The sequence below is a fragment of the Dysgonomonas sp. GY617 genome (assembly GCF_015233815.1).
Taxonomy (GTDB): domain Bacteria; phylum Bacteroidota; class Bacteroidia; order Bacteroidales; family Dysgonomonadaceae; genus Dysgonomonas_A.
The window spans coordinates 1-26,789 of the sequence record NZ_JADCLR010000002.1 but is presented as its reverse complement, the minus strand read 5'-3'; the positions used below and the strand labels follow the sequence as shown (position 1 = coordinate 26,789).

Below are 26,789 nucleotides of genomic sequence, written 5' to 3'. Positions count from 1 at the left end.
TTCTTTGAGATATTATTTATATATGACCTTTTAATCTTTAGTTTTTCAACCACTGATCAAACCAACGGAAGAACTCTCTCTGAAATAAAATTCCATTTTGAGGTTGAGCTATCCAATGACTTTCATCAGGAAATATCAACATACGAGTAGGAATTCCTCTCAACTTAGCTGCATTAAATGCCATCATACCTTGTGAAGCTAGGATGCGGAAATCAAATTCACCATGAGTAATCATGATTGGAGTATCCCATTTTTCAATAAAACGATGAGGTGAGTTAGCATATGAACGTTGAGCAATAGAATTACTTCGATCCCAGAATGATCCTCCTAAATCCCAATTGGCAAACCACATCTCTTCTGTTTCCAAGTATTGAGCCTCCAGATTGAAGATACCTGCATGAGCTAAGAATGCTTTAAAACGCTTATTATGATTACCTGCTAACCAATATGCAGAGAACCCACCATAACTGGCACCAGTACATCCTAAATGATCTTTATCAACAAATGGCTCTTTAGCCAGCTCATCTATTGCTGAAAGGTAATCTTTCATGTTCTGACCACCATAATCTCCACTAATCTGCTCGTTCCACTCTTTGCCAAAGCTAGGAAGACCACGACGATTAGGCGCAACTATAATATAACCATTAGCAGCCATCATTTGCAAATTCCAACGATATGACCAGAACTGACTTACTGTACTTTGAGGACCTCCTTGACAATAAAGCAATGTTGGATATTTTTTATTTGCATCAAAATTTGGTGGATATACTACCCATGTCAACATTTTCTTACCATCGGTAGTAGCAATCCATCTCTCCTCTACTTTACCCATTGTTATTTGGTCAAGTATTTCTTTATTCTCATGTGTTATTTGAGCAGCCTCTCCTGTTGAAGTATTCACCGAATAAATTTCATTTGGCTGAGACATAGAATGACGAAGAGCAATCAATTTATCACCTGCAATTGCGAAGGATTCGTAATCATGTACACCTTTAGTCAAAGCTTTTATCTCTTTTGTATGGATATAAGCTTGAAATATTTGAGTCTTAGCCTCAACGCATGACACAATATACATACTTTGATTATCCTTGCTCCAAACTGCAAAATCGGTATTATAATCAAAATCTTCAGTTACATATATTTTTTCGCCCGACGACAAATCCATTACAAACAATCTGTTCTTGTCCGATTCGTAACCGTCACGCTCCATACTTTGCCAAGCAACATACTTACCATCAGATGAAAACGTTGGGTTAATATCGTATCCCATCATCCCTTCGGTAATATTACGAGTCTCTTTAGTGTCGAGATTATAGAAATAAATATCCGAATTTGTTGATAAAGCATATTCCAGCCCTTTTTTCTTACGGCAAGTATAAGCTACCGTTTTACTATCGGGACTCCAAGCAAGCTGTTCTATACCGCCCGAAGGAAGCATTGGCGATTCATAAGGTTCACCCTCTAAAAGATCAAGATCGTTTACTAATTTTTCACCATCGAAGTCTGCAATAAAAGGATGCGGAACTTCTTCCACCCAAGCATCCCAATGCTTATACATCAAATCGTCAATGATACGCCCCGAAGCTTTAGGCAAATCAGGGTATTTATCAACCGCACGCTCTCCGTATTTTACATTTTTGATATAAAGCACCTTTTGCCCATTAGGAGAATAAGCAAAACCATTAACACCTCCATTTACATCACTAATCTGAATACGATCTGTTCCATCAGCATTCATTTCCCATATTTGAGATGACCCGCCTTCGCTACTCAAAAATGCAATTTTAGAACCATTCTTTACCCAAACCGCATTATTCTCGCTCTTTGGTGTTTTAGTAATCTGCTTATTATCTGTTCCATCCACATTCATGGTAAACAGTTCACGGTTAGTTTTATTCTGCTCAACGCTCACATACGTAACACCGTACAACACTTTGGCATTATCAGGAGAGACCTGCACATCACTCACACGCCCAAAGCTATACAGAGCTTCTGGAGTCATTACGCCATCTGTAATTTTTATTGCAGATTTTCCGATCAAAGGAGCTTCGTTAGCATCTTCGGCTTTCTCTTTTCCAGAGCCACAAGCTAACATTCCGGCACTCAAAGCAATCGCCATAATAGATTTGTATTTCATTCGTTATATAGATTGATAATTTATTTCCAAATTTCGCCCTCAAAGTTATTCATTTTTACAATACTGTAAAAGCCTGACTTTGTTTAAGTTTTCTGCTTCCATTAATAATCTTTACATCATTAAAAGTCTTTTCGAAATGTCTACCCAAGTTTTTATCAGATTTTCCTATCTTTGAATAAAATACATCTTAGATGTTTAAGCCACATACATTTTATTGTAAGGCAACTCTATTTAGTATAATTCACTATAATAAAACAAGATAACAATAGAAATCTCACTTTATCTAAGTATCATGAACAAGCATATCTTATTTATACTCTTTGCAATAATCTCGTTGAGTACCTATGCACAAGTTGACTCTAAATACCTTAAAGGAGCAGTACCTGAGGTGGACGGAAAAGTAATATTCTCCAGAGCCATAAAAGTAAATAATAGTATATCGGACGAAAAAATATTTGATCTGATGAATAAATGGGCACAGGATAATTATTCTTCATCAGCCAATTCAACACAACGAATATTATTATCAAACCCTGCGGATAAAACGATTGCTTGCAGAGGCGAAAAGGATATTATATTCAGTAAATCGGCTCTTTCACTTGATAAAACCGTAATAACATATCAACTTATTCTTAAGATTGAATCGGGCGAATGTCAGGCAACCGTAAAAAATATAAAATACGATTATTACGACAAAGGCAATAAAGATTATTATACTGCGGAAGAATTGATTAGTGACAAAGTGGCTCTTAATGGTCAGAAACTAAACAGATATTACGATAAATTCAGAACTCACACAGTAGATAGTATAAACGGAATATTTAATTCTATTGATGTGTATTTAAATGGAGTAAAAAGACGAGAGGGAGCTGCAGAAACTGAAGTTCAGAAAACAGTACCGATGACTGCTTTAACAGAGCCCACACAATCTCAATCTATACCGATGATTCCATTGGTAGCTAGCTCTCCTGCAGGCGAATCGGCACCGGCAACCAATACAACATCGGGAGCTACACTTGCTGGATTTAGACAAATTTCGGCTGATAAAATCCCCGGAAATATAATTAAACTACTGAACAATGCTACTCTGATAACTTCGGGATCGGGCGATGATGTAAATGTAATGGCTGCTTCGTGGGGTGGATTGGGTGTTTTCTGGGAAAAACCTGTGTCATTCTGCTTCTTGAATCCTCAACGTTATTCTATCTCAACGATGGATAAAGGGGAGACCTACACTATATCTTTCTACACTGAAGCCTATAATGATGCTATTCAATACTGTGGATCGACAAGCGGACGTAACGAGGATAAGATAAAAGGTTCGGGATTAACTCCAATCAAAACACCTTCGGGAGCAACAGCATTTGCCGAGGCGTGGATGATATTCGAGTGCAAAAAAATGATTGCACAACCTTTATCACAAGATGCAATAGCAGACACAACTTCAGATGCTGCTAAGAAGTGGAATGGAAAAGCATTACACAAAATGTATATGGGAGAAATACTTAACGTTTGGATTAAATAAAAAGTAAAAATATAAATCAGAACGGGAGAAATTCAATAAGTTGAATTTCTCCCGTTCTGATTTTAGAGTACATAACTATTTAAACAATGCCTAAATAATCATAGATTCTCAGATTCCGTTATCTCTTTAAACTTAGGAGCATAATTTAAACCCCATTTATTAATATCATTCAGAATAGGCAATATCTTTTTACCATCCTCAGTAAGCGAGTACTCTACTCTTGGTGGTATTTCAGGGTAAGTAGTTCGATCTATTATTTTATAAAACTCCAACTGCTTCAATTGTTGATGTAATACTCGCTTGGTAATACCCGTTACAGCCTCAACCAAATCTTTAGGTCGTGTTACCCCCTTATCAATCTCCATAAGTATGCAAAATTTCCACTTCGAGAAAATAACTTCCGTAGCAATAGTGATTCCGCACTCAAAATCTAAAGGTATTTTTCGTTCATACATACACCGTCTGTTGAATTTCTTAGAATATAATTTAGATACAAAGTTAGTGACAAAATTATCACTTAGAGATAAAAAAATCCCTTATTGTGATTCATACTCAGTGATACTAACTTTGTATTTCAATAAACGTAAAAGAAAAAAACAGATGGAGAAACTTATCATTGTCAGTCATCCGAATATCCAAGATTCAGTAATAAATAAACGTTGGGTAAAAGAATTGGAGAAACATCCCGAACAGTTTACTGTACACAATATATACAACACCTACCCCGATGGCAAAATAGATATTGAGAGAGAGCAAAGACTAATTGAAGCACACGAGACTCTGATTCTTCAGTATCCTTTATATTGGTTCAACTGCCCTCCCCTTTTAAAACAATGGTTAGATGATGTTTTCACTTATGGATGGGCTTATGGTTCTACTGGAGATAAGATGAAAGACAAAAAAATAGCATTAGCTATATCTGCAGGAATTGAAGAAGTAGATTTTCAAGAAAATGGAACATGGAAAGTTACAATAGAACAACTGATCTTACCTTTTAAAACAACAGCACTTTATACTAAGTCTGACTTTAGAGGACATTTCGTTTTATACAATTCACATGATGCACTTCACACTGAAACTTTAGAAAAAAGTGCAGAAGACTATATTCAGTTTGCCCTGAATCTATAACTAATCAATGAAGCCAAAACAACAAAAGAAAGATATTAGCTAAAACCTTCAACTAGAAAAGGCACAATAGGCAGATTCATCTAAGCTACTCATTGTGTCTTTTATTATTATTTTTAACCCAAGTTACAGTCTTTGCTGAATTGCAGCACCTATCTGCTCCAACTCTTCTTTTGTAACTTCTTTACGGAATAGCTTTACTCTATAACCTGCACGAGAAATAGACAATTCTTCCATATTCCCGTCTGAACTAATAGAAAATCCCCTATTATCAGGATATATCTGCATAACTTCCCATCCTAAAGCTTCCATATAATTCATTGCATCGATAAACTCGCGAAACTTCACCAATTTACCTTTCGCATTTCTAAGGCGAGGTTCTTTTTCCAGCCAATAGTTCTCTGACAAACCCAAGACTAATTCCGCGTCATGCAAATACACCATACAATATGTATAATACTTTTTCTCTACCGATTGATTCTCTTGAGAAAAAGAACTTGTTGTATATAGTATAATGGAAATTAAACACAGTATAATCTTCTTCATAGTATTTTATTTTGAATCTAAAAATAGAAAAACATTACCACAAAAACAAAGGAGCTACTAATTAAAGCAACTCCTTTATCACTATATAAACTTTGATTAAAAAAGAAAATATAACATTAAATTCTAAGAACTTAATATTACTTTATCATATTTAGAAATTGAGCGGAACAAGCAACTTTATGCCAAAATTACGCCCCATATTAAAAACTCCTTCTCTACCTGTTACTTGATTTACATCGGTATATTTCAAACGGCTCAAGTGATTTTGATAAGCCTTATTCGTTAAATTATTCGCCATAAAATAAAGCGAAGCCCATGTACGTCCTTTATGTACAAAATCCGTTCCAAAAGAAGCATTCAATAATGTATAGGCAGGTGTCACTGTTTCAGTATCAAAAGCCGAAAATATTCGATCTTGTTTCAAATTACTCTCTATACCTACCGAAACGTAAGTATTATTCAAGTTTTTTCCATGACGAATCAAATCGAAGCGTAAGTCTGAAATTAACTTAGGAGCTGGCGTAAATGGTAAGTTTTTAGTAGAATCGGGCTGATTCAACTGTACCGAATTTACATACGAGAATGAGTTTTGAAAATGTAATCTTTCAATAGGATGTATATCAATACTTATTTCGCCTCCAAGAATACGTGCATTTCCCGATACGAATTGAAATGTTTTATAACCATCGGTCAATAAATCATGCCCATCCTCATCTAATAATTTATGAGAGAAGATATAATTATTGATACGATTGGCAAACAAAGAAACTTCCCCCGAAATGATAGGTGATGAGTAACCAAAACCTAAATCTGCCTGCCAGCTATTTTCAGCTTTAAGATTAGGGTTTCCTATTTCGTAACGAACAGCACCTCCATGCGCTCCATTAGAAGCTAGTTCACTAATATTGGGAGCACGGAAACCATGCGATAAATTTAATTTTGTATACCAACCATCCGATAGCTGATAGGTAAAACCTAAACTTCCACTAAGCCCTTGAAAATTTCGGGTATATGCCGGAAATATTTCTGCATCATGGTCGTGGTCGTGATCATCACCGTCCTCATGGTCTTCGTGTCCACCACTTCCATGGTCGTGTGTATGAGGTTCAAACTCTTTCACACTCTGATGGCGGCGATCGAAACGCAATCCCCCACTAACATCTAATTTACCAAAGTTCTTAGAAGCAATGGCAAATACCCCCATATCAAACAATTTATATTCTGGCAAAAGCGTTTCATGTCCTCTATTTAATGAGGATTGATACATTCCGTTTACACCAGTCACCAACTTATATCCATTTATCTCAGGTAAGCTATAACGTACATCATAGGTTGCTGTATGTAACTGAAAATACAAAGCATACTCATTGCGATCCATCACATTCTCAAATTCCTGACGTCGATTTTGTTGATACCCAAAGATGGTACGTAAACTCCCATCACCCAATATTATATTACTACTTGATACTGCTTTGTAGTGATACACTTGTTGATAAGGCACAAATGGTCTATACGACCTACCATCTCTATCAGTAGCAATAGCTGTACCCTGTTCTCCATCCACAACTACAGGCTTAAGAAAGCCTCCTGTTTTCTCATCTCTTTCACCCTCAACAATACCAGGTGTAATATTATAGTAATCTAAGGTCAAATGAGAATAACCCCAATTTTTATTAAGACCTATAAGCCCCGAAACAGCCCTTTCTTGAAACCCTGAGTTAAACACATATCCATCGTATTTATTCTTATACGAATGAGCCCATTTGTCGCTATATCTTGCATTCCAAACAATACCTCCTTTATTACCTGCTGTATTGACTGAATAATTAATCAAACCATTATTAGTTTGGTACTCAGTCAAAACATTTGCATTGATTGTTCCGTCGGGTAAGATTGGATCTGATTGAAAATTAATAACCCCTGCCATGGCATCCGATCCGTACATTAAACTTGCAGGACCTTTAAGTATTTCTACCGAATTTACCGATTGAGGATCGATCTCCACACCATGCTCATCTCCCCATTGTTGCCCTTCTTGACGCACTCCGTCATTAACAACCACAACTCTGTTGTATCCTAAACCACGAATAACGGGTTTAGATATCCCCGAACCTGTTGTTATCTGAGAAACTCCCGGTTGACGCGATATAGCATCAATTATATTAGAGGATGACTGTTGAAGCAATTCTTTACGTGCAATGAATGATATAGGAGATGGCGTCCGTTTTATAAGCGAGCTACCCGTTAATGAGGTAACCACTACTTCATTAATTTCGGCACTCGATTCTTTCAAAGCAAAATTCAGATCATTTACAGATCTTAAATCAACTGTCTGAACAAGTGTTTGATGACCTAAATAAGTTACTTGTACAGTAGTTCTAACTAAAGGCAGATTGTCAATTCGATACTGTCCTTTCTCATTAGTAATGGCTCCTTTTTTCAGATCGGGGAGATAAACATTTACTCCCATAAGAGCTTCTCCATCTTTTTCGTCTGTAATAACTCCTTGTAGCGACCTGTTATCGGTAGGCGCATTATTAGCAGATAGTGTTGCCAAAGAGAGTAGGCATATGATGATTGTGTATATTACTTTCATGTTCTTTTTTGATGTTTTGAATTTCAACCCTTTACAGTCTAAAACCTTATTATTTTATAAGTATAAGCGCAACTACCAGTTGCCACCTAGAAACAACACACTAAATAAGTGGCTGTTACTTAAAAACAGGTAGACTTGGATACTACATTTATCGTACGATTATGATTAACGGAATGATATACACCCGAATCGCATAGATTGAATAAATTCAGTCTACAATTCGCACAATAAATAGATTTTGAATAATTTAGCTATTTCTAATGACACTTTAGAGACATAACAATCTATTGTTGTTACTCTTAGCCAAAGTAGAAGCAAGGTCCTAGACCTTGGTATTTATTTTAGAAAAGACCGAGTGCAGGAGGTGCTCTCAGCGAAACATGAAGAATAGGTTGATAAGTCTGAGTTTGGATCTCAGCTTGTATAATTTCAGCAAAGTAAATATCAAAATGTTGTTGTAATTCGGCAAACTGTTGTGGAGTGAATGCCTGAAGCATAAAAAGACAGATATCGCAATCCTGATGAATGGCTGCTGATTTTCCTGCCGAATGACAATGTGTATCGTAATGAGAACCGTGATCTACAAAGAAGAAGTGAACCGGCTTCATCAGTATTACACCGAAAAAGACGATAATAAATAACGAGGCTATTTTTTGCCTATTTGTCATTTGCACTTTCAATTTGTTCTAACGATTAAAGATACCCTAAAGTCTAAGCAGACTTTTTAAACTCGTAACAAAGATATACTATAAATATTAATAGAAGTTTAAAATAAGCGTTAAGTAATATAAAATTAGACGGCTCCCTCTCAATATAAGTAGAAGGTTGCACTTTGAAAGGCATAATAACCAATTGCAACTATCGCTTACCCAAATAATAAAAAGGTTTGAGGTCTTATAAGATAAAGCCATCTTTCATATATATAGTACGATCTGTAATTTTGGCTAGTTCCTCATCGTGAGTTACAATCACAAATGTTTGACCAAACTGATCTCTAAGATCGAAAAAGAGCTTATGTAATTCTATTTTATTTTCGGTATCAAGACTACCCGATGGCTCATCAGCTAATATCACTGCTGGATTATTGATCAAAGCACGAGCTACCGCTACACGCTGCTTTTCTCCTCCCGACAATTCGTTCGGTTTATGTTCAAGCCTCGAAGACAACCCCAATAATTCGAGTAATTCTTTAGCTTTCTTCTTAGCTTCCCATTCCTTAGCTCTACCAATCAAAGCAGGAATCATTACATTTTCAAGAGCCGTAAATTCGGGCAATAATTGATGGAATTGAAAAACGAATCCTATATTACGATTTCTAAAATCTGAAACATTCGTATCATTCAGTCCTGTCACTCTCTGACCATTGATTATAACCGTTCCCGAATCGGGTTTATCCAGAGTTCCCATTATTTGGAGTAGAGTTGTTTTACCCGCACCACTAGCGCCAACAATAGATACAATCTCACTTTGATTGACATGTAGATTGACATCTTTAAGGACTTGCAGTTGTCCGTAACTCTTGGTTATATTCTGTACTTCTATCATAATAACGATAATTCGATCTTAAACTTAATTACAAAACAAAATTAGAAATAAATCGACAGATTGGTTCTCTAATTCTCTAAATCAGTAAAATAATTAAAGCATAGGGCTTATTTAGTATATTAAAGTTTTGTTGTTACTTTTGTGTAAAAATAGGTATCTTATAAAAATAAGAAAGTGAAGGTATTATTAATGATATACTTTTGAGACAGAACAAGCTGTAGCTATTATTCTTTCCAAAGTATAAACAAAAGGTCTACAACCTTTTGTCTTTAATATACCGCTCACACGATAGCGACTCACTACATACATGAAAAAAATATTTACTCTCGTCTTACTCTCGTTGGTTTGCATATTCACTCATGCCCAAAATTATCATAAAGATGATAAAGCAGGATTGATGCAGATACTCAGACAAGAATCGATGAACCGAGACAGTTTAAATCTGGAACAATTGGGTCTCAGTGAGAGCGATACCACAAATTGGGAAACATCTGACGCATGGATCACTAAATTAAAAGGAATAGAGTGGAACGACAAGCTACCCAAACGAATTACAAGTATAGACTGGACAAGTGTTAATTTATCGGGAAGCTTTGACTTTGGATATTTTCACGAGCTACAATCAGTTATTTGTGCCAATAACCACATCTCTAAAATAGATATTCAGAAAAATAAGCAGCTACTTCACCTGAACATTTCTCAAAATGAAATAGACAGTATATATCTATTGAATAATAAGTTACTCTCGTATCTAAATGTATCGGGGAATGGGTTAACTTCTATTAATCTGAAAAACAACAAACAACTAGAACATCTCAATTGCAGTTATAATGGACTAAAAGATATCGACTTATCTAAAAACTCAGCACTTAAGTCGTTAGATATTTATTGGAACCAACTCACCACCTTAGACTTATCGGGCAATAAGCAATTAGTAGATTTGAGTTGCTATGCAAACTATCTCGTTTCTATTAATCTCTCGAAAAACACTTTACTTGAGAACCTAGACTGTACCGAAAATAAGTTGCAAAGTCTGGATCTACGATCAAATATAAAACTCTTTCATCTGGCTTGCGACAAAAATCAACTCGAAGATATAACTTTTGGTGAAACTTCTGTTTTATCTATATTCTCTTGCTCGGACAATAAACTTCGTAACCTCAATTTAATTACTCTGCATGATCTCAATATTTTTGACTGTTCGAAAAACTCTATCATGGTTTTCGATTTTTCTAAAAATCCAAACCTCCAATTATTGAAAATATCGGACAACCCCATTGCAAAACTAGACATTGATCAAAACAGCATGTTGATGGAATTATATTGCTCAAGTAATGGATTGGCAGATATTGATATAAAAAACAATCTAGAGTTGCTTACTTTAGACTGTTCGTCAAATGCGCTTACACAACTTGACATTTCCGCTAATAAATATCTCTCAAAACTAGATTGTATATCTAACAAACTAACCTCGCTAGATCTACAAAACAATCAAGATATTATTTCTTTAAACTGCGATTCTAACAGTATAAAGAATCTGGATATAACTCCCCTTATCAAATTAGAAAAGCTTAGTTGTTCAGTAAACAAGCTTAGTAAACTTGACACTTCAAAGAACAAGAAACTAACAGATTTATTCTGTGCGGATAATCAATTAAAAGATTTGAACTTAGAATACAATACACTCTTAAAAACTTTAAATTGCTCTATAAATACCATCGATTCGCTCAACATTACTAAATGTGAACACTTAAGCATTTTATATTGTGACGACAACGAGCTTAGCAATCTCAACATAAGTAACAATCATAGACTAACGGAACTTACTTGCTCGGCAAATAAATTGACAGAAATAGATTTCAGTAATAATCAAGTATTGAGTAAGCTTGACTGCTCTAACAATTCGCTAGATAATCTGGAGTTGCCTCGCAACCTTCCTCTACTCTATTTAGATTGTTCGAGCAATAATATAACCAATTTAGATATCGACAAAAGCTTCTTCTTTAAAATGAATTGTTCGCACAACTCCTTAAGCTTTTCCTCAATCAATTTATCGGACTATACTTTCATCAGAAATTATACTTATTCTCCACAAACTATTATAGATGGAGGCATAGCTCAATGTGGTGATACCATAGATCTCAGTTCTGAGTTTATGAAAAATGGAAAAGAAACCCGATACCGTTGGTTCGAAAGTGGGGATGAAATAGTATTTGATGGATCGGGAGGCAAATATATAGTCCCCGAATCGTTTGCAGGAGTAGATCTCGTATGCAGAATGACCAATGATGCTTTTCCTAAACTTTTACTTCGTTATAAGTTTTCTATAGAGCCCATAGAAAAAAAGGAAGAATAGCTTATATTTTTTCTACCTTTGCTACATATAAATACTATATGGTATTTACACCAATTATCTAAAGACAATCAGATATATATAGTCTTTAGCGATACAAGAAACAGGTCTTCGACCTTAAAAATAGAAATAACAAAATAATGGCTATATCCTATCTTCAGGTAGATCAGCTCACCAAAAGCTTTGGTGATTTAATATTATTCAGCAATATGTCATTTGGCATTGCCGAAGGGCAACGCATTGGCTTACTTGCCAAAAACGGTACAGGAAAAACAACCCTACTCAATATATTAACAGGTAAAGAGTCATACGATTCAGGTTCTGTGGTATTTCGTCGTGACTTGAGAGTTGCCTATTTAGAACAAGATCCTCAATATCCGGGCGATATAACAGTTCTTGATGCTTGTTTCCTATCAGGAACCGATGTAACCGATGTAATTGCAGAATACGAAAAGGCAATGGAATTGGGAGATCACTCGAATCTGGATGACATACTTCAACGTATGGATATGCTGAAAGCTTGGGATTATGAGCAAAGAGCCAAACAAATTCTATCGCAATTAAAGATTCGAAATTTCGATCAAAAAATATCCGAATTATCTGGGGGACAATTAAAACGTGTTGCATTAGCAAACGTATTGATTACCGAACCCGAACTTATTATTCTGGATGAGCCTACCAATCACCTTGACTTAGATATGACCGAATGGTTGGAGGAATACCTTCAACGCTCACGATTAAGTTTATTGATGGTAACGCACGACCGTTATTTCTTAGACAGAGTTTGTTCGGAAATCATTGAGATCGATCAAAAACAATTGTTTCAGTACAAGGGTAATTACTCTTACTACTTAGAAAAAAGACAAGAGAGAGTAAGCGGTCAAAATGCAGAAATTGACAGAGCTAATAATCTTCTTCGTAAAGAACTGGAATGGATGCGTAAGCAACCCAGAGCAAGGGGTACAAAAGCAAAATCACGTATAGATGCCTATTATGATCTGGAGAAGAAGGCAGAAAAGGAACGTGATTTGGGTAATGTACAACTACAAATGAAGGGCTCGTATATTGGTAATAAAATATTCGAAGCAAAGCATATATATAAATCATTTGGAGATTTAAAGATTCTTGAAGATTTCAATTACGTATTTGCCCGATACGAAAAAATGGGTATCGTGGGAAATAACGGGACAGGAAAATCAACTTTCATCAAAATGTTGATTGGAGATGCCCTACCCGACAAAGGCGAATTTGATGTGGGCGAAACAGTAAACTTCGGCTATTATAGTCAAGATGGTTTACAGTTTGATGATCAGATGAAAGTATTAGATGTAGTTCAGAACATAGCCGAAGTGATTGACTTGGGTAATGGTAATCGTCTTACTGCATCGCAATTTCTGCAACACTTTTTGTTTCCACCCGAAAAACAACACAACTTCGTATATAAACTATCAGGAGGTGAAAAACGCCGTTTGTATTTATGTACAGTATTGATTAAAAATCCAAACTTCCTCGTTCTCGATGAGCCTACGAACGATTTGGATATTATGACTTTAAATATTCTCGAAGAATATCTTCAAAGTTTCAAAGGATGTGTTATTGTAGTATCGCACGACCGTTACTTTATAGATAAGGTTGTAGATCATCTATTGGCATTCTCGGGTAACGCTCAGATAAAAGATTTCCCAGGTAACTACACGCTATATCGCGAGTGGAAAGAGGTACAGGAATTAATAGCAAAAGAAGCTGCCCAAACTGAAAAAGCAAAAGAAATTAAAGAGGAAAAACCTAAAGTTGAAGCTCCCAGAAAGGAAGAAAAGAAAAAGGTATCTTACAAAGACAAACGTGAGTTTGAAGAATTGGATGCTCTGATTCCCAAATTAGAAGCTGAAAAAGTAAAATTAGAGAACGAATTATCTGACAGCAATTTATCACCAGAAGCTCTTTTATCAAAATCAAATCGTATAAGCGAATTGATTACTGAAATAGAAGAAAAGACTTTTCGCTGGATAGAACTTAGTGAATTGATATAAAGTATAGAAGCAAATTCAAATCGTTGATAAACATACATTATTTTATTTAAATTTAGGGGCGTATTATATACGTCCCTATTTGTATAATATGATTATCTGTTAAACCATAAGAACCTAATCAATACAAGATCTTAGATCATTTAAATTAACCTATTATGAAAACAGCATTAACCTCGAGCCGTATAGGCATTCTATTTACATTTATTCTTATAGCGGGAAGTCTATTCGCTCAGCAGTCGGAGCAACGAGTAAAGAGTATTCCTTATAAGTTAGAGGTTTATAACAATCCGATTAGCTATGTAATAAATGATTCTGAGATTAAAATTACATCGGGAGAGAAGACAAATCTCTTCAATAATCCAAACGGAAAATCAAATATTCATAATGCACCGATGTTGTTGTTTAAGCCTGACACTGATTTTACATTAAGTGCAAAAGTGACAGGTGATCTGAAATTTATATATGACGTTGCAGCATTGGTTATATATCAAGATGAATACACTTGGGCGAAATTTTGTTATGAGAATTCGGTACTTAAAGAACCCACAATTGTATCGGTAGTTACAAGATCATTATCTGACGATTGTAATTCAGAAAAGGCTAGATCGTTTGCCTACCTTTCAATTGTGAAAAAGGACAATGAATTTTCATTCTTTTATTCCGAAGATAACAAGAGCTGGAAAATGATCCGAAACTTTCATCTTGATACAACAGCAGACCTTAAAGTTGGTTTTGCGGCACATGGATCACGAGGTACTGGTTTTACAGGAATTTTCTCTGAAATAAAATATCAAAATAAAGCTCTTAGCGATATGCGTGACATCAATTAAGAAGAATCTCTCTATAAATAAAAAAGAGTTATCCATAAAGGGTAACTCTTTTTTATTTATTTCGGAATTGATTGTTTGATTAGAAATCTAGAAACTCAACTTCTCCCGATTCAATATGATAAATTGCTCCTACAATATTAATTTCACCGTTAAGGTATGCCTTTTTTAAATGTGGATCAGAGTTACGTAGTTGCTTTACACCGTGCACCACATTAGCGACTACAGCTAAATTAAAATTCTTTCCGGCAGTTCTAAGCACCTCTTGCTCCTCTTCTTCACTTTTCAATTTCTCGATAATCTTAGATACATGATCTTCTCTTTCCGATGCATCCACCCGCATCCACATTATCCACATGATCTAATAATGCTTTAATCGCTCCACATCCCTGATGTCCCATAACAACAACTAGAGGGGTATGCAAATGGTCTATTGCATATTCTATACTACCTATTTCAAAATCAGCCATTACATTACCCGCTGTACGTATAGAGAATACATCTCCTAAACCTTGGTCGAATACAATTTCGGGTGGAACACGCGAATCAGAACAGCCTACAATAACACATTTTGGATTTTGACCCTTGGCTAAATCTTTTATTCTCTCCGGATCTTGGCGTTCATGCGTAGATGCTCCCGAAAGAAATCGCTTATTACCCTCTTTTAAAATCTGTAGAGATTCGATTGCTTTAGATGAAGGCTTTTCTACAATCATTTCAACTTTACGATCAGGATGAAAAGCTGAATTCTGAGAAACGGCTATACTACTGCACACAAGCATAGCTAGCATCATCCCCATAGAGGAATAGAATGAGATAGATTTCATAGAAATTGAATATTAAATGATAGTTACCTAAATTAAGCGTAAAAGTAAATAATAGATCTAAACTACAGTTAAAAATCTCTCCCTATTTTTCAAAAAGACACATTTTAATAGAATCCTTGTTCACTCACTATCAGATGAATAAATTCACATTAGCATTCTCAGCTCTATCCAGATAAGCAGCTACTCCTCCAATTGTAGCATGATCCATCAATTCTTCTTGTTTTATACCCATTACATCCATCGACATCGAGCAAGCTATAAACTCTACACCATTATCTATTGCCTGCTGCATAAGACTTTCGAGTGTATCTACTTTTTTCTCTTTCATTATATAGCGCATCATTTTTCCACCTAAGCCTCCCATATTCATTTTAGACAATCCCAATGTCTTACTACTCGAAGGAAGCATCATACCAAACATCTTCCCTAAGAAGTCTTTCTTCACAGCTGGTTTCGAAACTTTCTTAATCACGTTCAATCCCCAGAAAGTAAAAAACATACTTACTTTTTTACCCGATGCCAGTGCTCCATTTGCAATAACGAAAGAAGCCAAAGCTTTATCCAGATCGTCACTAAAAACAATCAAAGTCTTATTGTCCTTTGGTTTAGAAACCATTTCGCAAGACTGAGCCTTTTCTGTTTTCTCAACACAAGCTGTCACTACCCCTCCCAAATTATTTATGCTTATCAAATTTGCACCTACCATTCGACACCATCCACTTAAGTCTTCACCAAATGCTTGATCGGTCACTTTTATTTCTAATCTATCACCATTCTCTATTTGGTCATAATTCTTTTTCAATTGCATTATCGGACCCGGACATTGCAATCCGCAGGCATCTATTGTTATTGTTTTCATTTCTGATTTAATATTATTGTTGACCAATGGCAACGCATCTTTGAAAGCTACATCTGTTGATTGAATGTCAGTTGCAGCCGAATATGTTTTATATCCTCCTGAAAGATTATATACATTAGAATACCCATTCTGTAATAAAATACGTGAGCCTAAATATCCGCGCAATCCTACAGCACAGTAAACTACAATATTTTTATCTTTTGGTATCTCCGATAAACGAGAACGAATATCATCAACGGGAATATTTATAGCACCATCAATATGTGCAAACTGGAATTCTCCACTTGTACGAACATCAATCAATAGTATTTCATTCTTATCAAGTTTACGAACCTCTCTCCAATGAATAATATTTACTTTGTTCTTAAGAATATTATCGGCAACAAATCCAGCCATATTTACGGGATCTTTTGCTGATGAATATGGGGGTGCATAGGCATGTTCTACTTCCATCAGGTCATAAATAGTTCCCCCTTTTTTGATAATCTGAGCAAATAAATCGATTCTCTTATCTACACCATCAAAACCTACGATTTGTGCACCTAATAATTTCCCATCAATAGGTGAGAAATTTATTTTTATGGATAAGGGCAGAGCATTCGGATAATATCCTGCATGCGAATTTCCATGTATAAATGAAGATAAATGAGAGATATTTTCCCTATCCAATAATTTTGAAGAAGCACCCGTTGCAGCAACGGTTATATCAAACACCTTGGCAATAGAAGTACCTATCGTTCCGCTATATTTATAGATATTTCCTTCCAATATATTATCTGCAACAATACGTGCTTGTTTATTGGCTGGTCCTGCTAAAGGAATCAATGAATGTTTGCCTATCACAGGATTAAACACTTCTACAGCATCGCCCAAAGCATAAACATCAGGATCGGAAGTTTGCATATAATCGTTAACCTTTATACCTCCTAACGAACCCAATTCTAAACCGGCGGTTTTAGCCAAATAAACTTCGGGACGTACGCCTATACTAAGTATTACCATATCAGCCGAAACATTTTTCTTGCTTTCGAGTAATACTTTTATTTCATCGTTATCCGATTCAAAACTTTCTACAACTTCACCTAAAAGCAAACCAACATTCTTACTCTTCAAATGTTGATGTACCAAACTAGCCATCGAAAAATCGATAGGAGCCATCACCTGATTTGCTCTTTCTACCACACAGACTTCTACACCTGCATCCTGCAAATTCTCAACCATTTCGAGACCAATAAATCCACCTCCTATCACAACTGCCCTTTTGGGTTTATGCTGGTCTATATATGCTTTTATATTATCCATATCCGGAACATTCCTCAAAGAAAATATCCTCGAATCATCTATTCCGGGCATCGCAGGTTTTATAGGTTCCGCACCAGTAGAAATAATTAACTTATCATAGCTCTCGGTATAACTTTCGTTAGTTGAGCGATTCTGCACAGTAATAGTTTTACTTTGCACATCAATAGCTGTCACTTCCGACTTAATCCGTATATCAATATTAAAGCTATTTACAAATCCCTCTACGGTTTGCACGAATAGTCTGTCTCTATCATTAATTGTTCCTCCAATATAATAGGGCAAACCACAATTAGCATACGACACATATTCTCCTCGCTCAAATAAAATAATTTGAGCATCTTCACTCTCTCTTCGCATTCGTACAGCCGCTGTGGCTCCTCCTGCAACTCCTCCTATAATAAGTACTTTCATCATCTATTAATTTACCATTAAACATATTTGCTATTAGCAACAATATTATTAAATAAAAATGGAAACTATTCCATTAATTTAAAAAAGTGAGAACCCAACTCTTTAAAATCCATATCCTGTTTCAACATTTCTTTAACTTTAGCTTTCCCAGATTCACTGAGTGTAAATATCATTTGACGCTTATCAGTCAAACCCATTTCACGAACTATAAATCCTTTTGTCTCGACCGTATTTATCACTCGAGATACACGAGAATTAGACAACCCTACAAAATCACACAATTCATTAGCTGACTTGGGTTTGCCTTCTTTCAAGCAACAAAGTATCATCCCTTCATTAATAGTAATACCATTCTTCTCTGCAAACTCCTTTTCGAAGTTGTAGAGAGCTTTATATATATCTTTTAATTTACAGATTGATTCCATTAAACATATTTGCTAGTAAGAAATATATACAAATGAAACATTTTTTATTGAGATTACAAAATACAGGTGATATTTTTTAAGAATAAACCAGATTGAAGACTATTTTTCGCTTTTTTCTCCTAAAGGTTCTAACCATTACGTCCAATTTATGAGTGATATAAACTCTTGATTAAGGAATAATAATATAAATACTTCTAGAGCTTGGTCTATTTTAGCTACCTTTGCAACCAATAATAAAAAGCCCGAGACAAACAAACCGGCAATAAAAAAACATCAAAATGAGCAGCAGAAAAGATCTGAAAAAACTAATTAATAACTCAATGGGGTTATTATACAATGACTGTATATTTTACAAAGTATTCACTCATAGCCCAAACGTAGAAAAGGCGAATGAAATTATTCTTCAAATAGCAGATGTACATACCGATTTAATAAATCGTTTAAGCACATCAGAAGGCAAAGAAATTAAAAGCAGAACTAAAGCTTATTACAAAAAAGTAAAAGAAGACTTGAAAACTCAGCTTGATAAATTTGGATTAGAAATTCAAAAATTAGACTGATCCCCGCACATGCAAAAGCTTAGTAGCTTCATCCTAAAAAAAATAGGATGGAAAATTGTCGGTACAACCGATTTACCCTCCAAATGTATAATATGTGTTGCACCACATACCAGTAATTGGGATTTACTTTTAGGCAAATTAATATATTTATCATTAGGTAGAAAATCTTATTTTCTTATAAAGAAAACCTGGTTCTTCTTCCCTATGAATTTATTATTTAATGCAATGGGAGGAATACCGGTTGACAGATCGAAAAAAACATCATTGACAGAACAAATGGCTTCGCAGTTTGCCAGTCGCGATGATTTTCAATTAGCAATTACCCCTGAAGGTACACGTAGTAAAAATACAGAATGGAAACGTGGCTTTTATTATATTGCAACAACAGCAAATGTTCCTATTGTAATTGCAATACTTGACTATAAAGATAAAACAGCATATTTTGATTCTGTTTTCACTCCCACAGGAGATGCCGAAAAAGATATAGCTGCAATACAAGATCGTTATAAGAACGCAAATGGTAAACACCAAGAAAAGTTCTCATCAGGAAATGCAGAATGAAGATACCAATCTAAGAGTAAGTCTTCTCCAAACAGATATTAAATGGGAAGACAAAGAGTACAATCTGACAACTCTTGAAAGATATATTTTAGAACTAACCGGAAAGACAGACCTAATTGTCCTTCCGGAAATGTTTTCTACTGGTTTCTCCATGAACAGTCATACCTTGGCAGAGGGAGTGGACGAAAAGACAATCACAACACTACAAAAATGGTCTACTCAATATAATGTAGCACTATCAGGCAGCTTTATTGCTAGAGATAATGGCGAATATTATAACAGAGGATTTTTTATAACTCCAACCGAAGCTACCTTTTACGACAAAAGACATCTCTTCAGAATGGGAGACGAATCTAAACACTTTTCGGCAGGAGACAAACAATGTATCATTCAGTACAAAGGCTTCAATATTTGCTTGCTGATTTGCTACGATTTGCGCTTTCCAATCTGGGCACGTAATGTAGATAACAAATACGACCTGCTTTTGTATGTAGCTAATTGGCCAGAAGCAAGAATAAAAGTATGGAATACATTGCTAGAAGCACGCGCATTAGAAAATCAATCTTATGTTTGTGGAGTAAATAGAGTAGGTAAAGACGATATAGGTCTTACTTATACAGGACAATCGGCTCTAATTGATTACAAAGGCAATAAAAGGGTATATCTGGATACTGCTACTGAACAGACTGCAACTGTTGAAATCTCAAAAGAAGAGTTAAATTTATTTAGAAATAAATTCCCTGTGTGGAAAGATGCAGATAAATTTACTCTCTATTAATAACACAGTAGAAATAAAAGCATACTGAAACTTTATAGGTCAAATGTCTTTTTAATCTAAGTAAACAAGATCAATAGATGTTTGTTATATAATTAAGTAATACTAAATAGAGTAAACAATGAAGAAATTAGTAAAATTATCATTTGCGTTGGCAATGATACTATCGCTAGGAATTATGGCACAAAGTTGTAAAACAAGTAAACAATCATCTAAAAATGACTATCCAGGTGAAAACACTCCCAATATAACAGGAACTTGGGTTTTGAAGTCATTGAATGGACAGCCAACAGCGAGCATTTTTAAAGGAAAAACTCCAACAATGAATATAGATGTTGTAGAGAAAAGAATATTTGGAAACGGTGGCTGTAACGGCTATACAGGTTCTTTCACTTACGAAAAAGGAATCCTTTCAGCTCCTAATTTAGCATCGACTATGATGATGTGTCCTGATGAAAATCAAGAACATCAATTCCACCAAGTTCTAGGTCAACCAAACAAAGTTTCCATTAGAGATGGAGTACTACTTCAACTAAGCAATAACGGCAAAGTTGTTGCAGAGTTCGAAAAAGGCATAGACACATCTCTTCTTATAGGAGAATGGAAATTAGAAACTATTGCTGACGGTGACGTAGCAACCCTATTTGCAGACAATATTCCTACTATTTCATTTGATCTTGCTGAAAGCAGATTTGGAGGAAATGCAGGATGCAACCGTTATAATGCAACCTACAAAATAGAAGGTACAACAATAACAGTAGGTCCAGTAATGTCAACAAGAATGGCTTGTCCTAATATGGAAGGTGAAGGTAAATTCACACAAATTATCACAGGAACATCTAGTATTGAAGCAGGCTTAAATAAAATTACTTTCTCTAAAGATGGAAAAGTAATCCTTACATTTGTAAAAGACGTAAAATAAAGTACAACACTTTAAATTGTCTTTCAATAAAAGAATAACATAAAAGCAGTGAATAAATTATTCACTGCTTTTATATTTTATATATTACCTTTGTATCAACCAAATATAAAGTCACAAGAATTATATACCTTCATTTTGAAAACAAATATTGTCATAAATCCAGAATATGAATATCTAAAAGAGTTTATTCATAATTTGCCTCTAACTTTTGAAACACAAGGGGATATAATTCAGAAAAGACGTAATATAATAAAGTCAATAAATGTTGATGGTCTTAAACTAAACATTAAACTGTTTAGGAAGCCTATATTTATCAATAGAATAGTCTATTCCTTCTTTCGGAAACCTAAAGCATATAAAGCATATTACAACGCATTAGAGGTTACAAAAAGAGGCTTCCATACCCCAAAGGCTATTGCATACATAGAACTAAAGAAAGCGAGATTACTTTCCCTTTCATATTTTGTAAGTACACAAATAGAAAATGCCAGAGAGATAAGAGAACACTACTTTTCCAAGGCAAACGAAGACAAAGAATTATTAGCAGCTTTTGCACAATATACTGCAGAATTACATAATGCCGGTATTTTACATTTAGATTATTCACCCGGAAATATTTTAATTTCTGAGAATAATAACCAATATCAATTTTCATTGGTAGATATTAACCGAATGCAATTTAAAAACGTAGATATAAACAAAGGATGTGAAAACTTTTGTCGTCTGTTCGAATATGATGAAGCAATTGAATTTATAGCTCCAATATATGCCAAGATTCGTAATCTGGACAGTGATATCTGCCATCAATTGATGCTAAAGTACAAACATCAATTTGAGAAAAAGAAAGAGAGAAAAAAACGTATGAAACTCTTTTTAGGTAAAAAATAAAATAAATTATCCTTTATTCTTTTAAATCCTTATCCCAATCCTCCTTAGTTACCTTAGACTCTATTACTTTAGCAATTGTAATAAATTTATAGTAAGCATATTCAGAAGCCCAGATCAAGCCTGGAATCCCATCTCTAAAGCCTCCCTTGAAAACATAAAACCTGAGGAATCTGAGTAAAGGTTCAAATATAAGAGAAAGTACTCCATAGTTTTTGTGTCGTCTACGCTCAGTCTCAAAATCAGTATATGTATTCATCTTATTGATAGTCTGACGAATCGTCTCATTAGACAAATGAATAAAAGCTAGATCTTTACGCTTCGAAGGAATATCAAATATTTTTCCTCCTTCAATTATAGGTTGAGAGTGTACTGTTGCAGGCCATATTGTATTCTCTTTCTTGAAGAATCGTAATATATAGTCAGGATAGGCACTATGCATAAAGCGTCCCATTTGATAGTTCTTACGAGGTATTCTCAAACCTCCTATATCAGGTCTTCTCTGGATAGTATAATATAGATACTCTCTTAATACAGTAGGAACAAGTTCATCTGCATCAACCATGAAAACCCATTCATGAGAAGCCTGAGAAATAGAATATGTACGAGCTGGATCAGCAAAACCTACATTCTCATGAAACACAACTTTACAATGATGCTTATTTGCTATTTCAAGAGTTCTGTCAGTACTGTACATGTCACAAATCACAATTTCATCAAAGCCTTTTACCGATTCCAAGACCCTGTCTAAGAATTCTTCAGCATTATATGTATGTATTACAACCGAAATCTTCATCTTCAAAAAATGTAAATAATAGCAAATATATTGAATATATCTATCAAACGGATTATAATATGCAGTATATCCTTCAGCTTTTTTTATTTTATATGATCCAATTGTAAAAATATAAAAAATTAGACACTCATTTTTAGAAGTCTAATACTTAAACATAGCTTCTATAATATTATGCTAAATAAAAAGCAGGCTCAACAAATATTAGATTTATATTACACTATATCTTCATAAAAGCACTACTTTTGTTTCCAGAATAGAAACAACTGAAACTGAGACATGCAAATACGTAATATACTGATTATTCGCTTTAGACGAGTGGGTGATGCAACTTTGTCTACGGTACTATGTACCTCCTTAAAGAAGTCATTCCCTAATGCCAAGATACATTACGTCTTAAATGAAAATATTGCAACACTTTTCGAACACCACCCTGATATAGACAAAATAGTTACTTTTAGTGACTATGATATGTCTTCAACCAAACGATACATATCCAAAGTGAAATCAGTTGTAAGCAATGTAGATTATGATATTATAATAGATACTCGGTCAACTATTAGAACTATGCTATTCTCCTTATTTTCACTAAAAACACCATATAGAATAGGACGAAGGAAGGCATATAACAGATTCATACACAATTATAGAGTTGATAATTTCCCTGATGGAACTAGAGATAACGTCCAATTAAACTTAGACTTGCTCAATCCCTTAGAAAAAGACTTCAATATATATACAGATCCTTACTTCAAGCTTTTTGTAACAAAAGAGGAAAAAGAGGCTTTTGCTCATTATATGGAATCAAAAGACATTGATTTATCTAAGCCTATAATATTGTGTGCAATAACTGCACGACTAGAGTTTAAGGCTTGGGAAAAGATCAAAATGAAAGAGATAATAGATCGAATATTAGATAAATACCAAGATGCACAACTAATATTTAATTACGCAGGCTATAAAGAAAAAGAAGTAGCAGAGGAAATACATAAAGCAGGAAGTCATCATCCTCGAGTTTTTATTAATATAGAAGCTGTTAATCTGAGAGAATTATCAGCAATGATATCAAATGTGAATTTTTTCTTTGGAAATGAGGGAGGCCCTCGCCATATAGCCCAGGCTTTCGGTATTCCTTCTTTCGCTATTTTTCCTCCTTGTGTAAAAATGATCGAATGGCTACCTAACCCTTCACCAAGCAACCAAGGAATAGAATTACCTAATATAGACCCAATGTCGGCTTTAGATAAAAACCTTACATTCGAACAGAAGCTTGCTCTTATAGATATAAATTCTGTGTGGAAAGAACTTGATAAAATGCTCGAGAAATATATTTCAAGATAACAGAAAAGAGCTATTCTACTATCAATTCTTCAAAAAGACTTATCCATTTTTTCATAATAATATCTTTATCAAATCGCTTTACATTTTCTCTGGCATTCGAACCCATTTTTTTTCTTAGATTCTCATCTTTCATTAACTTTCTCAATCGAGCAGCAAATTCATCTGAATCGCCATTATTGATAAGGAAACCATCTTCTCCATTAGTTATAATATCTCGTGGACCACATTTGCATGCGTATGATATAACCGGAAGACCACAACTCATAGCTTCTAACAAAACTAAAGGCATACCTTCATATCGGGAAGTTAATAGAAAGATAGAACTTTTTACGAACTCAGTCTCAATTTTTTTTATCGGTTCATTTATGATTACTTGATCCGAAAGATTATACGATTGGATCTCCTGTTCAACTTTTCTCTTTATCTTATTATCTCCTGAGCCATATATTGACAATACCCAGTCAGGGAACTCTAATGCTACTTTTGCCCAAATAGGGATTAACAGATCCATTCCTTTTTGGTAAGTGAACCTACCCACCACAATAATACGCTTAGCCTCAAGGCTTGAATATTCTTTTGTAAGTAGTGTTATTGGATTTGGTATAACTCGAAGATTCTGTATATTTCGCCACGATTCTTTATCTTCTTCTGTCAGAACAACAAAGCGGTCATATTGCTTTACTATACGATTCTTTTTCAAACAATATAAGTCAGCAACCAACCGACCAAAGAATGTATGCTCAATTCGTGCTAATTCAAACTTCCTCCGATATTTAGCAAAATGCATTTCTAATATCTTTTTACTTGAATCTTTAGCCAAATATAAATATCTTGATATTCCAATACCTGTTGATATTGAAATATCAGGCTTTATCTCTTCTAATATTTTCTCCACCTTCTCTACAAAGACCAATTTATTCTTTTCCTTATTAGCTATATCTAAATGATATAGCTCTATTTTAGGATTAAAATAAAAAAAAGGCTCTGAAGGTCCTGCTAGAGATATAATAGAAACATTGTAACCATAATCTACTAAATAATTTGCTTTCAATGCTAAAACCCTTTCAGTTCCAGCAGAATTAGTATAACCATGCACTACATATACTATCTTCATGTTATATATTTTAATGCAAATATAAAGCTATTCATATATTCCCCAATTATATCATTCAAAAAATAGAAAAACTACTCTCCTTATTTATCTTCTGGAATATATGCAAATCTAAGCTTTCGTGCACGATTTATTGTTGAAAAAAAACCTTTATTAGTAAAAATGAGATTTCTATACTTAAGTTGAAATAATAATAACTTAAGTTTTTTCTTCTTTATATTGTCCATGCTCAAAATAGAGTATAATTCATCAAAAAACACTCTATTTTTCAATTTCTGAGTAGAAAGCATCACCTCTGTCCATCTTAACATAGCTTTATAACAATCTTGTTTAATCGAACTCAAATGCCTTGAAACATTACACGTATGAACACGATGCATCGCAGAAGGAGTATTCAAAGAAACTATACTTCCTAAATTAGCAGAGACAAAAGCAATCCACCAATCATAATGGCTACATTTAGGAATCGATAATATATCTCTTTTAATGGAGGATTTAAAAATCATAGTATGACCAGCAACTTCATTAAAGAAAGACAAAGCTCGCGAATCACAACCCGAATATAGTTTTTTGCTTTTAAACTTTCTTCTATGCAAATCAACGCCATTCTCATCAATTAACATTGAGTTGGAATATAGCATTATATTATTTCCTATATATTGACAAGCTTCTTCGATTTTATTAAGCAACCAAATATCATCTTGATCCGAAATAGCAATTAGCTCTCCATTGCATAAACTAATGGCCTTGGAAAAACTACTATTAATCCCTCTATTGATGTCATTTATGAATATAGAGATATTAGAGTATTTAGCCTCATAAACTCTCAAGATATCAACTGTACTATCCGAAGAACAATCATCAACAATAATAATTTCTAAATTAGTATATGACTGATTAATTATGGAGTCTAGCTGCTCTCGTATAAAAGCCTCTCCATTATAGGTACATAATGCTATAGATATCAAAGGTACATGATTAGTCATATCTGAAAATTTGATTAATCTAAGATAATATAAATATCTAATAATATTATATCAACCAGGAAATTAGAGTAAGGTTATTTCTTAAATCACTTAAAATAGTCTCAATACAATCCTACATTATATTTACTTTTGCCCAATTCGGGAACCTTACTGATTTCTTCTTTTGCTAATGCTATCTTTCTATTCGTATTTGATATGTTTAAAAACAAAAAAAAAGACTCTGACTAGTTTGCACTAATCAGAGTCTTTTAAAAAGAGGGCGGCTATCTACTCTCCCACCTAACGGCAGTACCATCGACGTGGTTGGGCTTAACTTCTCTGTTCGGAATGGGAAGAGGTGGATCCCC

General features: G+C 34.5%; 24 protein-coding genes and 1 rRNA gene. 11 read left to right on the top strand and 14 right to left on the bottom strand.

The annotated features are described in order from the left end of the window. Positions 1 to 37: 37 nt before the first annotated feature. Positions 38 to 2,137, bottom strand: a complete 2,100-nt coding sequence (locus tag IR022_RS03810) for an alpha/beta hydrolase family protein (RefSeq protein ID WP_242053055.1) — start codon at positions 2,135 to 2,137, stop codon at positions 38 to 40. A 292-nt stretch (positions 2,138 to 2,429) separates the two neighbouring features. Between IR022_RS03810 and IR022_RS03805 the strand changes: the two genes are divergently transcribed. Further along, positions 2,430 to 3,662 carry a DUF4468 domain-containing protein gene (locus tag IR022_RS03805; protein WP_194202675.1) on the top strand — a complete coding sequence of 411 codons (1,233 nt, stop codon included), beginning with the start codon at positions 2,430 to 2,432 and terminating at the stop codon, positions 3,660 to 3,662. Positions 3,663 to 3,760: 98 nt separating this feature from the next. On the opposite strand, the gene IR022_RS03800 is transcribed toward IR022_RS03805, so the two are convergent. Continuing rightward, positions 3,761 to 4,117, bottom strand: a complete 357-nt coding sequence (locus tag IR022_RS03800) for a winged helix-turn-helix transcriptional regulator (protein WP_050711493.1) — start codon at positions 4,115 to 4,117, stop codon at positions 3,761 to 3,763. 145 nt (positions 4,118 to 4,262) lie between these two features. On the opposite strand from IR022_RS03800, the gene IR022_RS03795 reads away from it, so the two are divergent. Beyond that, entirely contained in the window at positions 4,263 to 4,790 is a 528-nt protein-coding gene (locus IR022_RS03795; protein ID WP_194202674.1) for an NAD(P)H-dependent oxidoreductase, read from the top strand. Between the two features lie 123 nt (positions 4,791 to 4,913). On the opposite strand, the gene IR022_RS03790 is transcribed toward IR022_RS03795, so the two are convergent. From IR022_RS03790 to IR022_RS03775, 4 genes are all read right to left on the bottom strand, one after another. Then, positions 4,914 to 5,333: a hypothetical protein gene (locus IR022_RS03790; RefSeq protein ID WP_194202673.1), complete on the bottom strand. Its 420-nt coding sequence runs from the start codon at positions 5,331 to 5,333 to the stop codon at positions 4,914 to 4,916. Positions 5,334 to 5,484: 151 nt separating this feature from the next. Then, complete coding sequence (locus IR022_RS03785; protein WP_194202672.1) at positions 5,485 to 7,929, bottom strand: TonB-dependent receptor; 2,445 nt, start codon at positions 7,927 to 7,929, stop codon at positions 5,485 to 5,487. Positions 7,930 to 8,270: 341 nt separating this feature from the next. Further along, positions 8,271 to 8,597, bottom strand: coding sequence for a hypothetical protein (locus IR022_RS03780; protein ID WP_050711497.1), 327 nt, complete (start codon positions 8,595 to 8,597; stop codon positions 8,271 to 8,273). 226 nt (positions 8,598 to 8,823) lie between these two features. Beyond that, entirely contained in the window at positions 8,824 to 9,474 is a 651-nt protein-coding gene (locus tag IR022_RS03775; protein ID WP_050711498.1) for an ABC transporter ATP-binding protein, read from the bottom strand. A 307-nt stretch (positions 9,475 to 9,781) separates the two neighbouring features. On the opposite strand from IR022_RS03775, the gene IR022_RS03770 reads away from it, so the two are divergent. The 3 genes from IR022_RS03770 (at position 9,782) to IR022_RS03760 (ending at position 14,687) form a co-directional block, all read left to right on the top strand. Next, positions 9,782 to 11,830 carry a leucine-rich repeat domain-containing protein gene (locus IR022_RS03770; protein ID WP_194202671.1) on the top strand — a complete coding sequence of 683 codons (2,049 nt, stop codon included), beginning with the start codon at positions 9,782 to 9,784 and terminating at the stop codon, positions 11,828 to 11,830. A gap of 137 nt (positions 11,831 to 11,967) precedes the next feature. Next, a complete protein-coding gene (locus tag IR022_RS03765) occupies positions 11,968 to 13,857 on the top strand; it encodes an ABC-F family ATP-binding cassette domain-containing protein (protein WP_194202670.1) in 1,890 nt (629 codons plus the stop codon). Between the two features lie 155 nt (positions 13,858 to 14,012). Next, positions 14,013 to 14,687, top strand: coding sequence for a DUF1349 domain-containing protein (locus IR022_RS03760; protein ID WP_194202669.1), 675 nt, complete (start codon positions 14,013 to 14,015; stop codon positions 14,685 to 14,687). Positions 14,688 to 14,766: 79 nt separating this feature from the next. On the opposite strand, the gene IR022_RS03755 is transcribed toward IR022_RS03760, so the two are convergent. The 4 genes from IR022_RS03755 to IR022_RS03740 all read right to left on the bottom strand — a co-directional run bounded on the left by IR022_RS03755 (position 14,767) and on the right by IR022_RS03740 (position 18,508). Next, positions 14,767 to 15,042 (bottom strand): carbonic anhydrase, encoded by a 276-nt coding sequence (locus IR022_RS03755; protein ID WP_194202668.1) that lies wholly within the window; start codon positions 15,040 to 15,042, stop codon positions 14,767 to 14,769. Beyond that, complete coding sequence (locus IR022_RS03750) at positions 14,987 to 15,511, bottom strand: carbonic anhydrase (protein ID WP_194202667.1); 525 nt, start codon at positions 15,509 to 15,511, stop codon at positions 14,987 to 14,989. The genes IR022_RS03755 and IR022_RS03750 overlap by 56 nt, the downstream gene beginning before the upstream one ends. Before the next feature lie 130 nt (positions 15,512 to 15,641). Beyond that, positions 15,642 to 18,083, bottom strand: a complete 2,442-nt coding sequence (locus IR022_RS03745) for an FAD-dependent oxidoreductase (protein WP_194202756.1) — start codon at positions 18,081 to 18,083, stop codon at positions 15,642 to 15,644. Positions 18,084 to 18,148: 65 nt separating this feature from the next. Next, complete coding sequence (locus IR022_RS03740) at positions 18,149 to 18,508, bottom strand: MarR family winged helix-turn-helix transcriptional regulator (protein ID WP_194202666.1); 360 nt, start codon at positions 18,506 to 18,508, stop codon at positions 18,149 to 18,151. Between the two features lie 278 nt (positions 18,509 to 18,786). Between IR022_RS03740 and IR022_RS03735 the strand changes: the two genes are divergently transcribed. The 5 genes from IR022_RS03735 (at position 18,787) to IR022_RS03715 (ending at position 22,214) form a co-directional block, all read left to right on the top strand. Beyond that, positions 18,787 to 19,068 (top strand): hypothetical protein, encoded by a 282-nt coding sequence (locus IR022_RS03735; RefSeq protein WP_050711504.1) that lies wholly within the window; start codon positions 18,787 to 18,789, stop codon positions 19,066 to 19,068. Between the two features lie 9 nt (positions 19,069 to 19,077). Then, on the top strand, positions 19,078 to 19,629 hold the full coding sequence (locus tag IR022_RS03730) for a lysophospholipid acyltransferase family protein (protein ID WP_050711505.1): 552 nt from the start codon (positions 19,078 to 19,080) through the stop codon (positions 19,627 to 19,629). After that, the gene (locus IR022_RS03725) at positions 19,586 to 20,407 is read left to right on the top strand and encodes an amidohydrolase (RefSeq protein ID WP_242047095.1); all 822 of its coding nucleotides are present in this window, start codon (positions 19,586 to 19,588) and stop codon (positions 20,405 to 20,407) included. Before IR022_RS03730 ends, IR022_RS03725 begins: the two co-directional genes overlap by 44 nt. Before the next feature lie 118 nt (positions 20,408 to 20,525). Beyond that, entirely contained in the window at positions 20,526 to 21,326 is an 801-nt protein-coding gene (locus IR022_RS03720; RefSeq protein ID WP_194202665.1) for an META domain-containing protein, read from the top strand. A 135-nt stretch (positions 21,327 to 21,461) separates the two neighbouring features. Beyond that, positions 21,462 to 22,214, top strand: a complete 753-nt coding sequence (locus IR022_RS03715; RefSeq protein ID WP_199330255.1) for a lipopolysaccharide kinase InaA family protein — start codon at positions 21,462 to 21,464, stop codon at positions 22,212 to 22,214. A 13-nt stretch (positions 22,215 to 22,227) separates the two neighbouring features. Here IR022_RS03715 and IR022_RS03710 read toward each other — a convergent pair whose 3' ends face one another. Further along, on the bottom strand, positions 22,228 to 23,007 hold the full coding sequence (locus IR022_RS03710; RefSeq protein ID WP_050711509.1) for a glycosyltransferase family 2 protein: 780 nt from the start codon (positions 23,005 to 23,007) through the stop codon (positions 22,228 to 22,230). Positions 23,008 to 23,283: 276 nt separating this feature from the next. On the opposite strand from IR022_RS03710, the gene IR022_RS03705 reads away from it, so the two are divergent. Continuing rightward, complete coding sequence (locus IR022_RS03705; protein WP_194202664.1) at positions 23,284 to 24,345, top strand: glycosyltransferase family 9 protein; 1,062 nt, start codon at positions 23,284 to 23,286, stop codon at positions 24,343 to 24,345. Positions 24,346 to 24,355: 10 nt separating this feature from the next. Here the strand turns inward: IR022_RS03705 and IR022_RS03700 are convergent, their stop codons facing one another. The 3 genes from IR022_RS03700 to rrf form a co-directional block, all read right to left on the bottom strand. Then, a complete protein-coding gene (locus IR022_RS03700; protein ID WP_194202663.1) occupies positions 24,356 to 25,459 on the bottom strand; it encodes a glycosyltransferase family 4 protein in 1,104 nt (367 codons plus the stop codon). Between the two features lie 80 nt (positions 25,460 to 25,539). After that, positions 25,540 to 26,442 (bottom strand): glycosyltransferase, encoded by a 903-nt coding sequence (locus IR022_RS03695; RefSeq protein ID WP_194202662.1) that lies wholly within the window; start codon positions 26,440 to 26,442, stop codon positions 25,540 to 25,542. A 254-nt stretch (positions 26,443 to 26,696) separates the two neighbouring features. Continuing rightward, positions 26,697 to 26,789 (bottom strand): 5S ribosomal RNA (rrf, locus tag IR022_RS03690); the annotation flags it as partial.

Coding starts and splice junctions, on each gene's coding strand:
- IR022_RS03810 (WP_242053055.1), bottom strand. CDS start 2,137: ATGAAATACAAATCTATTATGGCGATTGCTTTGAGTGCCGGAATGTTA.
- IR022_RS03805 (WP_194202675.1), top strand. CDS start 2,430: ATGAACAAGCATATCTTATTTATACTCTTTGCAATAATCTCGTTGAGT.
- IR022_RS03800 (WP_050711493.1), bottom strand. CDS start 4,117: ATGTATGAACGAAAAATACCTTTAGATTTTGAGTGCGGAATCACTATT.
- IR022_RS03795 (WP_194202674.1), top strand. CDS start 4,263: ATGGAGAAACTTATCATTGTCAGTCATCCGAATATCCAAGATTCAGTA.
- IR022_RS03790 (WP_194202673.1), bottom strand. CDS start 5,333: ATGAAGAAGATTATACTGTGTTTAATTTCCATTATACTATATACAACA.
- IR022_RS03785 (WP_194202672.1), bottom strand. CDS start 7,929: ATGAAAGTAATATACACAATCATCATATGCCTACTCTCTTTGGCAACA.
- IR022_RS03780 (WP_050711497.1), bottom strand. CDS start 8,597: ATGACAAATAGGCAAAAAATAGCCTCGTTATTTATTATCGTCTTTTTC.
- IR022_RS03775 (WP_050711498.1), bottom strand. CDS start 9,474: ATGATAGAAGTACAGAATATAACCAAGAGTTACGGACAACTGCAAGTC.
- IR022_RS03770 (WP_194202671.1), top strand. CDS start 9,782: ATGAAAAAAATATTTACTCTCGTCTTACTCTCGTTGGTTTGCATATTC.
- IR022_RS03765 (WP_194202670.1), top strand. CDS start 11,968: ATGGCTATATCCTATCTTCAGGTAGATCAGCTCACCAAAAGCTTTGGT.
- IR022_RS03760 (WP_194202669.1), top strand. CDS start 14,013: ATGAAAACAGCATTAACCTCGAGCCGTATAGGCATTCTATTTACATTT.
- IR022_RS03755 (WP_194202668.1), bottom strand. CDS start 15,042: ATGTGGATAATGTGGATGCGGGTGGATGCATCGGAAAGAGAAGATCAT.
- IR022_RS03750 (WP_194202667.1), bottom strand. CDS start 15,511: ATGAAATCTATCTCATTCTATTCCTCTATGGGGATGATGCTAGCTATG.
- IR022_RS03745 (WP_194202756.1), bottom strand. CDS start 18,083: ATGAAAGTACTTATTATAGGAGGAGTTGCAGGAGGAGCCACAGCGGCT.
- IR022_RS03740 (WP_194202666.1), bottom strand. CDS start 18,508: ATGGAATCAATCTGTAAATTAAAAGATATATATAAAGCTCTCTACAAC.
- IR022_RS03735 (WP_050711504.1), top strand. CDS start 18,787: ATGAGCAGCAGAAAAGATCTGAAAAAACTAATTAATAACTCAATGGGG.
- IR022_RS03730 (WP_050711505.1), top strand. CDS start 19,078: ATGCAAAAGCTTAGTAGCTTCATCCTAAAAAAAATAGGATGGAAAATT.
- IR022_RS03725 (WP_242047095.1), top strand. CDS start 19,586: ATGGTAAACACCAAGAAAAGTTCTCATCAGGAAATGCAGAATGAAGAT.
- IR022_RS03720 (WP_194202665.1), top strand. CDS start 20,526: ATGAAGAAATTAGTAAAATTATCATTTGCGTTGGCAATGATACTATCG.
- IR022_RS03710 (WP_050711509.1), bottom strand. CDS start 23,007: ATGAAGATTTCGGTTGTAATACATACATATAATGCTGAAGAATTCTTA.
- IR022_RS03705 (WP_194202664.1), top strand. CDS start 23,284: ATGCAAATACGTAATATACTGATTATTCGCTTTAGACGAGTGGGTGAT.
- IR022_RS03700 (WP_194202663.1), bottom strand. CDS start 25,459: ATGAAGATAGTATATGTAGTGCATGGTTATACTAATTCTGCTGGAACT.
- IR022_RS03695 (WP_194202662.1), bottom strand. CDS start 26,442: ATGACTAATCATGTACCTTTGATATCTATAGCATTATGTACCTATAAT.